14 protein-coding genes are annotated in these 13,193 nt (G+C 51.4%); 7 read left to right on the plus strand and 7 right to left on the minus strand.

From position 1 onward, the window contains the following. The first annotated feature begins 587 nt into the window (after nucleotides 1-587). Entirely contained in the window at nucleotides 588-1,760 is a 1,173-nt protein-coding gene (locus G523_RS0111225) for a tyrosine-type recombinase/integrase (protein ID WP_022695162.1), read from the plus strand. 132 nt (nucleotides 1,761-1,892) lie between these two features. Here G523_RS0111225 and G523_RS0111230 read toward each other — a convergent pair whose 3' ends face one another. Both G523_RS0111230 and G523_RS0111235 read right to left on the minus strand, forming a co-directional pair. Beyond that, a complete protein-coding gene (locus tag G523_RS0111230; RefSeq protein WP_022695163.1) occupies nucleotides 1,893-2,201 on the minus strand; it encodes a type II toxin-antitoxin system RelE/ParE family toxin in 309 nt (102 codons plus the stop codon). A gap of 2 nt (nucleotides 2,202-2,203) precedes the next feature. Continuing rightward, nucleotides 2,204-2,464, minus strand: a complete 261-nt coding sequence (locus G523_RS0111235) for an antitoxin (RefSeq protein WP_027441673.1) — start codon at nucleotides 2,462-2,464, stop codon at nucleotides 2,204-2,206. 242 nt (nucleotides 2,465-2,706) lie between these two features. Between G523_RS0111235 and G523_RS0111240 the strand changes: the two genes are divergently transcribed. Both G523_RS0111240 and G523_RS0111245 read left to right on the plus strand, forming a co-directional pair. Next, nucleotides 2,707-3,315: a DUF6088 family protein gene (locus G523_RS0111240; RefSeq protein WP_027441674.1), complete on the plus strand. Its 609-nt coding sequence runs from the start codon at nucleotides 2,707-2,709 to the stop codon at nucleotides 3,313-3,315. Further along, entirely contained in the window at nucleotides 3,308-4,339 is a 1,032-nt protein-coding gene (locus G523_RS0111245) for a nucleotidyl transferase AbiEii/AbiGii toxin family protein (RefSeq protein WP_022695166.1), read from the plus strand. Before G523_RS0111240 ends, G523_RS0111245 begins: the two co-directional genes overlap by 8 nt. Nucleotides 4,340-4,348: 9 nt before the next feature. Here G523_RS0111245 and G523_RS0111250 read toward each other — a convergent pair whose 3' ends face one another. Beyond that, nucleotides 4,349-4,786, minus strand: a complete 438-nt coding sequence (locus tag G523_RS0111250; RefSeq protein ID WP_022695167.1) for a hypothetical protein — start codon at nucleotides 4,784-4,786, stop codon at nucleotides 4,349-4,351. A gap of 3 nt (nucleotides 4,787-4,789) precedes the next feature. Further along, entirely contained in the window at nucleotides 4,790-6,364 is a 1,575-nt protein-coding gene (locus tag G523_RS0111255; RefSeq protein ID WP_155802651.1) for a type IV secretory system conjugative DNA transfer family protein, read from the minus strand. Nucleotides 6,365-6,387: 23 nt separating this feature from the next. Between G523_RS0111255 and G523_RS0111260 the strand changes: the two genes are divergently transcribed. Genes G523_RS0111260 through G523_RS0111270 form a run of 3 tightly spaced genes read left to right on the plus strand, consistent with a single transcriptional unit; the run spans nucleotide 6,388 to nucleotide 8,475 of the window. Further along, entirely contained in the window at nucleotides 6,388-6,849 is a 462-nt protein-coding gene (locus G523_RS0111260; RefSeq protein ID WP_155802652.1) for a hypothetical protein, read from the plus strand. Further along, on the plus strand, nucleotides 6,846-8,045 hold the full coding sequence (locus G523_RS0111265; RefSeq protein WP_022695170.1) for a hypothetical protein: 1,200 nt from the start codon (nucleotides 6,846-6,848) through the stop codon (nucleotides 8,043-8,045). Before G523_RS0111260 ends, G523_RS0111265 begins: the two co-directional genes overlap by 4 nt. Before the next feature lie 58 nt (nucleotides 8,046-8,103). After that, entirely contained in the window at nucleotides 8,104-8,475 is a 372-nt protein-coding gene (locus tag G523_RS0111270) for a hypothetical protein (RefSeq protein ID WP_155802653.1), read from the plus strand. On the opposite strand, the gene G523_RS0111275 is transcribed toward G523_RS0111270, so the two are convergent. From G523_RS0111275 to mobF, 3 genes are all read right to left on the minus strand, one after another. Next, a complete protein-coding gene (locus G523_RS0111275; protein WP_022695172.1) occupies nucleotides 8,469-9,197 on the minus strand; it encodes a hypothetical protein in 729 nt (242 codons plus the stop codon). The two genes, G523_RS0111270 and G523_RS0111275, sit on opposite strands and share 7 nt — an antisense overlap. A 143-nt stretch (nucleotides 9,198-9,340) precedes the next feature. Next, complete coding sequence (locus G523_RS20950) at nucleotides 9,341-9,736, minus strand: hypothetical protein (protein WP_155802654.1); 396 nt, start codon at nucleotides 9,734-9,736, stop codon at nucleotides 9,341-9,343. Then, entirely contained in the window at nucleotides 9,726-12,518 is a 2,793-nt protein-coding gene (mobF, locus tag G523_RS0111285; protein WP_081648769.1) for a MobF family relaxase, read from the minus strand. The genes G523_RS20950 and mobF overlap by 11 nt, the downstream gene beginning before the upstream one ends. Before the next feature lie 157 nt (nucleotides 12,519-12,675). On the opposite strand from mobF, the gene G523_RS0111290 reads away from it, so the two are divergent. Beyond that, entirely contained in the window at nucleotides 12,676-13,137 is a 462-nt protein-coding gene (locus tag G523_RS0111290) for a hypothetical protein (protein ID WP_022695175.1), read from the plus strand. Nucleotides 13,138-13,193: the final 56 nt, after the last annotated feature.

Here is a 13,193-nt window from a genome sequence, read left to right on the forward strand (position 1 = left end):
CGGACGTTTGAAACCTATGACTACTTCGTCATATATTAGTGGATAAGGGTCTGAACGCCTCTCATCAATAAAATATACAGGAAGTCACAGGTGATCGGTCTTGATGATTAAATTCCAAGCATACTTCCTCATCAGGTGAACGCAGAGTGTGCGATAATTCGATCAGGGTTTGTGATTTTTTGGCCAAAACTGGGAGCGTAAGCCTCGGCGAGCCATATATTTAGAGAGAGTGGCACTTGTGATTGTCCGTTATGGAACGAACTTTCCGAGGTCCGCGCAGTGTCAGTTGGCACCAACACTCAACTACAACCCTCTGATTTATGGCTTCCCGAATGGGATCCCCGCGATGTTTTGGCGAAAATGTCTTCGGGGCGACATAGTGTCTGTATGCATTTGGGAAAGTGGTGCCGGCTGCAGGAGTCGAACCCGCGACCTGATGATTACAAATCATAACAACCTAAAAATGAATATTGAAAAAAGAGCATAAAAACAGTATCATATAGTCATTATCTCGAGAGTTTTAGCGCCCAAAATCGTTACACAACTCTTACACATTTTCGAGCGTAGTGACGGGAGGCACTGTTTTTATGCAAGCTGTTGAAAAACATTCGATTTATGGCGGTAAGGTTCACGTGTACCGCCGCGAGAACTCAGGCGTGTGGCAGTGCTCTGCCTACATCGCAGGCAAGAACCGTCGGAAGACTACCGGCGAGGCGAGCCTTCAACTGGCGAAGGAGTTCGCGGAAGACTGGTATCTTGGCCTGAAGGGCAAGGTACGCGACGGCGTGTTAAAAAACGAGAAAACGTTCAAAGAGGCCGCGACCCAGTTCAAGCGCGAGTATGAGATTATTACAGAGGGCGAGCGGAGCCCGATCTACGTCAAATGTCTGATGGAGCGGATCGACAATTATCTCATCCCATATTTCGGAAACCACGGCTTGTCCGAGATTACGGCGGGTTTGGTGCAGGAGTATCGTATCTACCGGCAGGGTCATTCCATCCCGCGACCTCACCACAAGACGCCAGACCAGCCAAAACCACCTTCTCGGAGCACCATGCACACGGAGATCGTCGCATTAAGGCACGTCCTCAAAACTGCTCTTCGACACGGTTGGATGAGTGCGCTTCCCGATTTCTCTATGCCTTACAAAACGTCGGGTAAGATCACTCGTCGTGCATGGTTTTCTCCGGATGAATATAAGAAGCTTTACGAAGCCACCCGAGCGGAATCCAAGAAGCATAAACATGGGCTTTGGAAGAACGCTGCGCTGATGCTTCATGACTATGTGTTGTTCATGGTAAACACCGGACTGAGGCCAGACGAAGCGTCACGGCTCGAATACCGCGATGTCACTGTCGTCAAAGACAAAGACAGCGGCGAGACCATTTTGGAAATCGAAGTTCGCGGAAAGCGGGGCGTTGGCTATTGTAAGAGCATGCCTGGCGCGGTTCAGCCGTTCAAGCGCCTAAAAACGCGGGCCAGGGCCGAACCGACCGATCCGATCTTTCCGACCTTCTCGAAGAAGATGTTCAATCGCATCCTCGAAGAAACCAATCTCAAGGTCGATCGGGAAGGACAGAAGCGGACTGCATATTCATTGCGCCATACTTATATTTGCTTCCGCCTCATGGAGGGAGCTGACATTTATCAGGTTGCAAAGAACTGTCGCACCAGCGTGGAAATGATCCAGAAATACTATGCAGATCACATCAAGACCCTGATCAACGCGGCAGCTGTAAACGTTAGGCGGAAGAAGTAATCGGGCACATCCTGTCCGTGGCGATGGCGCGAGCGGAACCGCTGAAGCCAAGCCTTTCGCAAAGTGGATGCTGAACAGCATCCACGGTGTCTGAAGAAACCCGAACGGGTTTCAGGCATTGCATGCCAACGTTTAGCCTAGTCTGCCTTTCAGGCGTTCCATCAAATCCATCTTCTCGTGGAGGATAGCCAAAACGAGCATTGGTTGAGGATCGCGTATCAGTCCGAAAATATAATGATGTTCGTAGCGAACCATTCGGAGGCCAGGGATGAGATCGTCCAGATTTTTGGAAATAGTGAGGCCGCTTGCAAATTCGTCCAGCCGCCGCTCGAGGCCGGACATATACTTCCGCACCTGCTCTACGCCCCAGCGGTCTACCGTGTAGGCGACAATATTGGCGATATCTTCGTCTACGTCTCGGGTCTTTTCAAAACCTGCCATGTCTACAACTTACCGAGTTTCCGTAGTGTGCTCTCGGTGATGTCGGTGATCAATTTTGAAGACACACCTTTGGAAGATGCGTTTTTGATGCGCTTGTCCAAAAGGGTTTTGAGTTCAGCCCATGCGGCCTCTTGGTCTCCATCACCGCTTGTCGGCAAGATGCGCTCCAAGACATATTCTTTGATGGACTTTCCTTCGGTCGCAGCAAGCGCCTTGATCACTTGATGCTGCTCGCCGGACACGTCGACGATTATTCTGCTCATATCGATACCCAATTCGTTTCTACTGCTGATTTTAGCACAAATGTACATTTATACAAAAGAACATTTTGAGTGCTGGGTTTTGGATAATTATGGGTTATCAATTCATATTGTGATAGTGGATGAGCACAGGTGTTTCTAAAAATGCTAAAAAAGCATATAAAACAGGTTAAAATGTGAGTACTCAAAAGAATTGATTGTTAGAAAAAAATGGTGTAATATCTAACGTAAAGGAGTTGATATTGATGTCTGCGATATCGGATAGGATCATGAAGCGTGTACGCGGGAAGGGCCGTGGTTGGGCCTTTACGCCTAAAGACTTCATTGATTTTGGTACGCGCGGCTCGGTCGATATGGCTCTTTCCCGTCTGGTTAAGGATGGGGCAATCCGTCGTATTGGCCGTGGTCTCTATGATTATCCACGTCTGCACCAGAAACTTGGCGCTCTAAGTCCTGATATGGACCGAATTGCGCAGGCTGTTTCTTCTCAGATCGGAGATAAATTGGTTCCTTCTGGTGCGGCAGCAGCAAACATGCTCGGGCTTTCAACGCAGGTTCCGGCTAAGGCGACCTATGCGACCAATGGAGCTTCGCGAGTGAAGAAGGTTGCGGGACGGACGCTTTCTATCAAGCATGCGCGCGCGCCATTGATTGATAACGCGCCCGTCCGCGCAAATGCCGTCTTGCAGGCCATGGTTCATTTGGGACGAAGCAATATCAACGCAGATATGATTGATCAGCTGGCTAAGAGGCTCGATGATCGGGATATGAAGTCGCTTGTGTCCTCTCGCGCACAAATGCCTGGGTGGATGGGTGATATTGTTCTGAAGATTGATGCGGCAATGCATGGATGATTTTTCCCGCAAATCGGCAGAAGATCGCCGAGCATATATCGAAGAGGCCGCCAGCAGGCGTGATCTGACAGCACTTATCATTGAGAAAGACTTCTGGGTTTGCTGGACACTCAAGCGCCTGATGGCGAGCGAGTTACTTCGTGGCTCTCTCACCTTCAAAGGTGGGACCTCGCTTTCAAAGGCATACGGGCTTATTCAGCGATTTTCAGAAGATATCGATCTCACAATCAGTCGCGATGCGACGTTCTTGTGTGATGTCCCCGCTCCTATGGAAGAGGGTATCAGCGGCAAGCAACGAAAGAAACGCGGCAAAGAGCTGAAAGAAGCTGCGCAACAATATGTTCAGAAAATCATCCGGCCGGAACTCTCGAAAGCAATCGAAGATGCCCTGGGCACTCTGGAAGGATGGAATGTCGAACCTGATCCTGACGATCCCGATGTTCAGACGATACTATTCTACTATCCGCAGGCCGACGGCGGCTCCAGCGACAGCGGCATCTCGGGCGCAGGTTACATAAAGCCGCGCATCAAGCTTGAATTTGGGGCACGAGGAGACACCGAGCCTTCAGGCTTGCAAACCATCCAGCCCTATCTGGCGGAGGAGTTTCCAGAGGAACTGCCAGATGCGTCGTGTTCGGTTCCCACACTCGCCGCTGAGCGAACATTCTGGGAAAAGGTCACTATCCTTCATGCGCTCCACCACAACGGAAAGCTGAGAGACGGTATGTCTCGTCATTACTATGATACACTGATGCTGGTGAATGGCGGGATTGCGGACCAATTCGATGTCGAGCTGCTCGCGCAAGTCGTGCACAACAAAAGCCTTATGTTTCCTGACCCCAAGGCATCCTACGAAACGGCAGTCCTCGGGTCACTCAAGCTGATTCCTTCAGATGAGATCGTTGCGAAATTGCAGTCCGATTACTCGGCAATGGCCGAAATGTTCATGGAAACGCCACCAAGTTTTGCAGAACTGATTTCCGGCCTTGAAGCCCTCGAGAGCCGTCTGAATAACGATTGGTGACAAGAGAAGCTATTTTGCGGCCCGCTTTGTGGACCATCCAATAAATGTCTTCAGGTTCTCGGGCAGGGCACGCATGATTTGCCGAATTGTCGGACCTTTTTGAATGCCTGAAGGCGTCCCGACAGTCACCAAAACCGCTTCAACCTTCGCGACCTCAAAGCTTGGCATCTGGTTGCCATTCGAACCCATCGGTTTTTGCGAGCGTTTATTTTTGGGCCTTTTAGGTTGCTTCGGGCCGGTGCTGGTATCCCAGTTATTCAGAATGTTGTTGGCGATTGAGTTGACCAGTTGAATCGGGAAAATCGCCAAAAACACGTAAAGCGTGAGCTGACTGTACTTATAATTGAAGTACACGAACGCCAGGGTGAGGATCCACACAAAGTGCCAGGCTTTTGTGCTGAGAAGCCAAAGAAAGAGTTTGGTAGGTATTATCCAGAACCACCGCATGCATCAGATCCTTTGTGGGAAACGGGTTTTGAGCCAATTCTTTTTCACGGAACGAAACATCGTGCCGGTTTGATAGAAAATGCCGTCCACCATGAAGTTGTGATGTGGCCCACCAGAGGCTAGGTCACGACCAAATGCGCCAGGCTCGATTTCATACTCAAGGGCTTCATTCATAGACTCGCTATAGCTGGAGCCAACCTGAGAGCCTCGATCCTTATTCTTCGAACGATTGCCGCGTCCCCAGAAGCTTGCGCGCTGCTCTTGTTCGTTCACCGATCGCCCTCGTGAATGGCTTTCGCTATATCCTTCGTTCTCACCGTAATTCACGCCCCGTCGAACCTGAATCGATTTTCCGATAAGATCGGCAGCCCATTCATTGGTGCTCGAACTACTGTTGGAATGGAAAATCTTTGTTTGAAAATGGCCAAGAAGGGAGTCGCAAATTTCGCGAGCATTGGATCCACCAATTTTCTTGATATAGCCGTCAATGCCCTGAGAGAGGTACACAGAACAGACGCTTGAAGACCGTGCCATGGATTGGAAGTCTTCATCATACTCATCGACAAAGACATGCGCTTCATCACACCACAGGAAAACAGGTCTTTCCTTACCGGTCTTCGGGCGTCGCTGCGTGGCGCGCTGCCACATATATTTGCAGATTTTTTGGATGAGGATGCCGACATCTGACCAGATTTGCGCAGGCATATCAACAATCCAGATCGCTCCCTCATGCGTCATTTCGGGGACAACGTTTGTCGAGGTGCAGAGTAGTTCATGTTCCTGACCGGTGAACAAAAGCGCCATCTTGCTTGTAAATGATATCCGAATGTTCTCACGCGTTTTCGTATCTGCTGGCCCGAACACGCTCTCCCAATAATTCCGGATCACCCACATTGAACGACTGTCCATTTGATGGGCCGGACTGGTTGCGAGCTTTTCTAATGTTTGCGCGCAAAATGAATGCTGCTTCCAGACGGGATCGCTATATTCCATCGCGCTACGCGGACCCGAATTGATCATCTGCATGACCTGATCGAGGTCTATCCGCCCGTAGGCGTGAAAGAGGGGATTGAGCGTGTTTCGTAAAAGCTCGCGAATGGCGTCATCCCAAAACTGGTTCTCATTGCTTCCCATCAGTTGGCGCTTCGACATCTCGATGACCTTCAGGAGCAGTTCGACGACATTGTTTACGCCGCCTGAGCCAACCGTCATTTCGTACTCAAGAAAGTTGAACCGGGTTCCCGTGTCAGGGCGAAAGAGGACAATGGATTTTTCACGCCCGCAGGCCTTTGCGTACTTCACCCAAAGCTCTGCTTCGTCCGGCTTGGCGCACAGCACTAATCCCCCCATACCGGCTTTGAGGAAAGCGTGAGCCAGGCTTTGACCTGAGCCGCTGGTTTTACCACTGCCCGTACCGCCAAAGATAGCAGTGCCCCGATAGGCATCAGAAAGTGTCCAAATATCTTTCTTTCCCAGCCTCAGAAGAGGCGTTGTGAGTTTCGTGTGGTAGTTTCCCATAAAAATTCCCCCGTAAGGTTGCTGTAACGCAAAACCTGAGAGAAAATAAAGACGGCACATCAACTAGATGTAGGAGAATTGTTATGCCTAGACCGATGTATGGGCAGCAAAGTCAGGAAATGACACAGGCCGCATCAAATACTCAAAAGGAACTTGCAGCCGCGACCAAAGAGTTTTCCAGGGCCATCAACGATATCCGGCAAACCGTGGTTGAAGAAGGATGGTTTGGCAAATCCCAAACCGGAAACTACGGCCACGGCCTCTATGAATCGAAAGGCTTTGGAAATGTCGGCCCGAGTGTCTCACCAGAAAACCAGCCTTCGATAGAAGCCCAGACTGTTGAGACTTTCGCTCAGCCCGGTTCGATCCATGACACGCATGATATCAATAATGGATTGGGGCCAACGCAGTCTCTTCATGTTTCTGCTCCGGCTCAACCGAGTGCCTTTGACCAGGCGACGGGAGGTGCGAGTTACCATCAAACGTCTCATGGCCAAGATCATCAGCATGGGATTGATCAATCTCACGGAGACATCAACCGGTGATCAAAGAGCTTCTCAAGTGGGTGGGACTTGGCTTTTTTGTGATCGCCTGTGTTTATGCGGTCCCCATTGTTTTTGCGCGAATAAACGAGGCGCGTGAAGACGCCTATCACCGCCAGCCCGTACATCCGGGCGATTCAACAATCACCGTTGATGCGGAGCGTCAGTCAAATCGCAATGTCCCAATGCGCCTCACCAACGTAAACGGGCAGACCTTCTATGTATTGGCCAACGAAGGTGAGACAGAATCCTTTATCAACGAGCTTATTGAGCGACTAGAAAGCGAACGGCGCGTGCAGCTAGAGCGCCTTTGTGAAGACATTCGGGATGATTTTGAGGTTGCCTTTCAGTCTCGCGACAATGACGTCGATGACTTCGCGGATTGGCATTTTTCGTGGAACAGAAAATACGATTATCTCGCAACCGCCACGGGGCAGATGATTGGCTCTGTTCTGTCTTTGGATATCGCAGATGTGTCTGAGGAAGGAAAGCAGGCTGTCAGAAAGAAGTTCATGCTTCGATATGAGCGAACGGTGTTGCGCCCAGAAATACGAGACCCGATTATTCAGGAGCGGCTTCGCCGTTCCATCTTGAGGGCGCATGAACGTTATGTTCGGGAGATGAGTTATCTCGATCGACAATTCCAAGCCTATATAGCAGAAAACACGACCTTGCTGGATGAGCCGGATGTCGAAGAGATTCTCCAAGTCGATCTGGACTGGGATCCAGAGCACTGGAAGTCACCCTTTTATTCCGCAGAAGGTGCGCCAACCGAGGCCGTCTTTACTGCCGTCGCCGATGTCGCAGGGGGTGCGCTCAGTTATTACGTGCTCGCACCAGCGATTGAAGCTGTGTTCCTCGAAACATTTTTGCCGCTCGTAGCTAACGTCATCACCGGAATAGGAACAGAGTTGGCCGCAGCAGAAGGCGGAGGTGCGATTGGTACATTCGTTGAACCTGGGGGTGGAACCGCGATTGGCGCAATCGTGGGGATTGCGGGAGCGGTGCTTACAGAAACTCTGATTTCTGAGAATTCCGAAAACCTTCAGCGTCCCGACTTTGTCGAAGCCGTCAATGAGGGATTGGATGTGACGATAGATGGTTGGTCGGGGCTAGCGTGTGGACGCTCAGAAGAACTCGTGAATGTGTGGTTCGATGACACGATCAACGTTCTGGCCTATGAGATTCTGAGAGATTGATTGATAAACAATAAAAAATCTGTATGATATCAATGGTGTAAACAATACTATTGATGAGATGAGTAACGATCAGAACCCAGACGAACGCCCCGAAATGACCGAGGAAGCCATTCGGGAGCTCGCAGAAGAATTTCGTGTAGAGGGTGAACTTGGCAAGATTGGCCACGTATCAACACAGCTGCTCAATCTCGGATTTCCTGAGAAATTTGCCGATTTTCTCGTTCAGCGCGGTTTCAGCGAAGATATCGTCCAGCAACTCATGCAGGCCATGAGTGAGTTCTTCTCGACCTTCTCGATCAATTTCGGTCAACCCTCTGAGACGGACCTTCGGAAGCAAATCGAGTTGGAGGAGGCGCGGAACGTTGATGCGCCCATCGGTCCAAGGATTAACATTGGCGACCCCAATAGCCCGCCAAACCTGCCTCAATAGTATCGATAGACATCGTCCACGAAACCAGAAATGAAGGACGAAAAGAACGACCTCAATTCTCGAGGTAAACCGGCACCCTCAACGGTCCTGAGAAGCTCGTCAATGAGTGCAGCCCGGCCAATCTCGGTGAGGTCTCGTCCCTGAACGGTGCTGGCAATGATACCGACTCCGCGCCCTATGTTGTCGCGGTCGCTGTCAGACAAGTTTGAGCAGGATTGGCCAGTGAAAAGCTGGCAAACAAATTCTTCTGCTGCCAGGCTAAATAGCGTTTGAAGTAACGCTTCTCCGGCAAGTTCTGTCAAATCGATACGGTGTACTGCGTAATTTATGGAGCCGCCGCTTCCCGAATAGTCTCCTATGACAACGTTATACCAACCAGATCGTCCGACATCCCCGAACAAGACCAATTCATTTCCGGTAGTTTCACCTTTGGTAACCGGTGAATCAAATAAAGGAGTGATGAGCACGTCGGGGTCGATCGAACCGGAAGTGCGCTTGATAGTGACGACGCCAACCTGACCTGCACCGACGTAAAAGTCGGCACAGACATATCGATTGTATCGAGTGTCGCTGGGAAAGTTCACGGATCTGTTGATGTAATATCCGGAGCCGGTATTACCGCACGAATCGTCTGCCTGACGTACTAAGCTCTGGGCGCTAGCGCTTCCCCACATCGAAATCGCCGCAAGCATTCCGCCAATCGAAATTGCCCATTTCCGCATTGTCACTCTCCCCCCAACGACTTTGGCTTGTAGAAAAAGCCAAAAAATCTCCCGAGAGTAGTAATAAGGCGCATATTCAGATTGTTATCAATATATACGCTATCATAAATAGATTATTTGCGCGTGTTGCCTCGATTTTGGCGTTAAATGACCTCCCAGCCAATTTGCTCGATATAGGTCGCCTTTTCCCAGGCGTTGCGTTCTTCAAAATCAGTCGGCTGGAAATCGTAAGGCTGGTGGCGTTCGATAATTTCGCAGATCAGCTCTTCTTCGATCCGCAGATACAGCGTGGCAAGATTTCTTCCGCTGAGCGTGACCCTGTGACCTATGAAGCTCATGATAATTCCGACATCGGTATTATACTCGGTCTCGATCAGCTGCATGTAGGGTAGTGAGCGCATCGCCCCATTGCTGAAGCGAAAGCCAATGCGATTGCCGAGCCGTGGATCGGTAAGCGTTGTAAAGGCGAGGTCTCTCTCCACTCTCCGTGCATCACGCCGTCTGTCGGCCATATGGTCTCGCGCAGTCTCATAAGTCATTCTCTATCCCCTGGCTTGGATAAGACGTTTGGTGGCGCGCTGAGATGGCTGGATCACCAGCTCGACCGATTCCTTGGTTTTGCTCAGCGCGAGCCTCGTGGAAGGCCCGATAGCGAAGTCCAAACTCTGTTTGTTCCTGGACGCGGCCGTTTCGGCCAGTTGGAACAAGATCGGAGGAGAGCGATCCATCTTGAAGTTCGATTGCAGATCCCCGTGCGCCGCTTTTGCTGATTGCTTCCAAAGTGGCGTCTTTGTCATCAGTATAGATGCGAACATTGCTCTTACCTCTGCTTACAGTCACGTAGAACTGTTCGGATGACATTGCGGGACTGCTCTGCTCTGACATGGAGGCAATGACCGTATCGACGGTACGTCCCTGCGAGGAATATGAGGTAGAGCAATAGCCGTAGTCGAGATGACCAAAACTCGGGCCAAGCTCGATGCCGTTTTCAAACGACATATGTCCATTTTTGTTGATCGACTTCACGCTCAGCAATTGCCCCGTCACGAGCTTTTTGCCGTTGAGGTCCTTGGCTTGCTCCGTGACACGTACCAAATCGCCCGAGCTTAGAGGTAATGCTTCTGTCTCATAGACTTTGAAGTCAGGTGCTTTGTCGAGCGGCAGGACAAAAATGTTGCTCGCATCTGTTCTTGCGAGCGGCTGACCTGAAGTATCACGTCCCATGATGGTCATTCGGTCACCACGGGTGACGCCATGGGGCATGTTCTGGAAGGCCTTCACTACCATGCCGGTTTCGTAGTTCGAGGCATCTCGCCGTTGCGCTTCAGTCCAGCGGGTGTCCTTCAGGCGCAGCACGGCGGTTTCGTCTTCGCTGAGCGCCTTCTTTGCGCGCAGTCCACTGCGAATGCCGCCGGTGATTTTGTCTTTCTCCCAATGGGTCGGCGCAACGACGAGCGCGGACTGACCTCTCGCGACCGCCTCAACATAGTCATTCGCCGCTTGGGTAAACCGGTCCTCGCTCGCGATTTCCTTAATCGCTCCGAGCGCATCAAGCTGTTTCCAACCGCCTTTCAGGTCGCCCTTGGCGATTGTATCAACAGCTTGCTTGTAAGCGCCTTTCTGTCTGACGATTTCCTGAACTTGCGCCGTGTTGAGGTTCGCCCGTTCCTGAAGGAGACGGAGGGCGTCACCCGCTGCGACAGCGCCATGCTGCTTGGTATCTCCTGTGAGGAGAAGCCGACAGGCATTGTCCTCAGCAATGTGAAGAAGCGTGCACATGTCCCGCACCCCAATCTGCCCCGCTTCATCGACGACCAGGACCGCGCCTCTTAGCTCCCGTTGCAGGCTCTCATCCACCAGCAAACGGGCAAGTGTGAAGGCGGGCGCATTCACTTCGCGTTTGAGTTCGCTGACAGCTCCAGACGCCGGAGCAAAGCTTGCCGTCTTGATACCTTGAGCATGAAGGCCATTAACGGCCTCAGCTAAAACCCCAGCGGTTTTGCCGACGCCGGCATCCCCTTGAACCACCATCACCCGATCGCGGCTGTTCCAGATGTGCTGTATGGCGGTGCGCTGCTTATCGTTCAGATAGTCCTTGGAGATTTTGTAGTTTCCATGCCCCAGTGCCCGACAGGCCATTTTTCCGCGTCGAGCGAGCGCAATCATTTCCTGCTCTTTGGCTAGCATGTCTTTCGTCGTGACGACATCGCGACCGTTGACTTGCCCTCGAACAATCCCTGACAGGCTTGCAACGGCCTTGAGGTCTCCGACTCTCACATCGCCCGCGCCAAAACGAAGCGCATCAGACATGACCTTCTTTTCGTGGGCGACCGACTGACGTTCAAGGGCGTGTGACAGTCCATGCTCCCACGCGGAGGTGACGGTCTGCGTTGGGCCGATTTTACCCTGCCGCTCTGCTTTGCGAACGAGGCCATTTATGCGCTCACTCTCGCCAAAGCGGAGTTTGGATTTCCAGACAGCATGTAGATCGCTGCTGAACAGGGCTTCGTCCTTTGCATCGCGTGTCATGACACCTAAAGCGCTTTTCTGGGCGGCAGACAGGTCACCAAACTCAGCGGCCTTGTCATCAATTTCTTTGGTGCGTCTTGAATACCGATCCAACATCGCCTTTGGGATGTCGGCCAGGTCCCACCATTTGCCCTTTCGCTCGACAGCAAAGCCAAGCCGTTTCATCTGGTGTGCAAGCGAAGCCAGATAGACCGCTTCGTAATATTCTCGCTCTGCTGCGATATTGCCAATCTGGACGGCTTTCCACTGGCGTTCCTCATCATCCCATGTCGCATTAATGACGGCAGCGTGGGTGTGCAGGTGAGGGTCGGGATAACCATCAATGGGACGCGCCGTATCATGATGAAATCCAGCCCAGATGATATTGCCTGTCTTACGCACATTGTCGGTGTTGAAGTGTCGCCCTTTGCGCACACGCGTTTCCATATTGGCTTCGACTTCTGCCATGGCCTCCGAGACTGCGAGCTTGTGAGCGGTCGCCAGACGCTCATCTTCTGTAAGCGCCCAGAGCAGGGAGACAGACTTGGGTGCATTGAACGTAAAGTCGATCATCGGCACGCGGTTCGCGCGGTCCCTTGCGGTGAGTTTTGCGCCCTGTGGGGTGCGGTTCTCGAGTAGGGCGATGAAGTCTTTATCGCGAACCTTACCGGCAAGCCCGAGCCGTGCGGCCCCCACGCCGTGCCACTCTCCACCGACGTCTTTGCCCTCGAGATAATAGTCCGCCGATCGCAGAGAATTGCGAAAATAGTTTGCCGCTCCAGACGACGAACGAGATTTAGTTAAGCGTAACACGCAACCTATAGTAGTTAAAAAGTATTAATAAGTTCTTAAAAATTGTATAGCAGACATGTCCCCTAAGGCTAGCTTAGGATTGAAAACTGTTTGAAAATCACTTGATTCGTCGTCGAAAACAACGACAAGGTCAATTTTTGAACTTTGAAAACGTCCTATGGCTTATGAAAACTTACAACCGCACAGCGCAGCTGTTATCGCCTGGCGCAGGGATGGTTTGTCGCTGAAAGAATGTGTCGATCGCCTTCGCTCAGAAAAAGGCGTCGAGACCTCGATTGGCACGCTGAGCCGGTTTCTGAAGGAAACCGCTCCGGCGCATGGCTTACGCTCTGCAACGCCGCAAGAAGGTCTCAGCATCGATGTGGCAAGTATCGTCGCAGAACTGTTTGCCGAGGTGCGAACGCTTAAGGAAGAGAACCGTAAAGCGCTTGAGCATCTATCAGGCCAAATTCGCGTTGCGACCGAAACCGCCAAGGGCAAAACGGCGACAACAAGCTATGACAAGAAGAAGCAACGCCAGACGTTTTTCACTGGCTTATCTGTCGGTGTGTTCCTGTCCCTTCTACTGGTCGGTGCGGGTGTCGGGTTGATGATCTATTTCAGATATCAATCCCAGTGATGGATGGGTAGGCTCATTCGGTGAAATTTCTACTTTCACATTAACTTAGCTTGTGC

This window comes from Ponticaulis koreensis DSM 19734 (assembly GCF_000420665.1).
Taxonomy (GTDB): domain Bacteria; phylum Pseudomonadota; class Alphaproteobacteria; order Caulobacterales; family Hyphomonadaceae; genus Ponticaulis; species Ponticaulis koreensis.

Excerpts from the sequence above, each read along its gene's own strand:
- G523_RS0111230 (WP_022695163.1), bottom strand. The coding sequence starts at position 2,201 with ATGGCAGGTTTTGAAAAGACCCGAGACGTAGACGAAGATATCGCCAAT.
- G523_RS0111250 (WP_022695167.1), bottom strand. The coding sequence starts at position 4,786 with ATGCGGTGGTTCTGGATAATACCTACCAAACTCTTTCTTTGGCTTCTC.
- G523_RS20950 (WP_155802654.1), bottom strand. The coding sequence starts at position 9,736 with ATGACTTATGAGACTGCGCGAGACCATATGGCCGACAGACGGCGTGAT.
- G523_RS0111275 (WP_022695172.1), bottom strand. The coding sequence starts at position 9,197 with ATGCGGAAATGGGCAATTTCGATTGGCGGAATGCTTGCGGCGATTTCG.
- G523_RS0111240 (WP_027441674.1), top strand. The coding sequence starts at position 2,707 with ATGTCTGCGATATCGGATAGGATCATGAAGCGTGTACGCGGGAAGGGC.
- G523_RS0111290 (WP_022695175.1), top strand. The coding sequence starts at position 12,676 with ATGGCTTATGAAAACTTACAACCGCACAGCGCAGCTGTTATCGCCTGG.
- G523_RS0111235 (WP_027441673.1), bottom strand. The coding sequence starts at position 2,464 with ATGAGCAGAATAATCGTCGACGTGTCCGGCGAGCAGCATCAAGTGATC.
- G523_RS0111245 (WP_022695166.1), top strand. The coding sequence starts at position 3,308 with ATGGATGATTTTTCCCGCAAATCGGCAGAAGATCGCCGAGCATATATC.
- G523_RS0111225 (WP_022695162.1), top strand. The coding sequence starts at position 588 with ATGCAAGCTGTTGAAAAACATTCGATTTATGGCGGTAAGGTTCACGTG.
- G523_RS0111270 (WP_155802653.1), top strand. The coding sequence starts at position 8,104 with ATGAGTAACGATCAGAACCCAGACGAACGCCCCGAAATGACCGAGGAA.
- G523_RS0111255 (WP_155802651.1), bottom strand. The coding sequence starts at position 6,364 with ATGTGCCGTCTTTATTTTCTCTCAGGTTTTGCGTTACAGCAACCTTAC.
- G523_RS0111260 (WP_155802652.1), top strand. The coding sequence starts at position 6,388 with ATGCCTAGACCGATGTATGGGCAGCAAAGTCAGGAAATGACACAGGCC.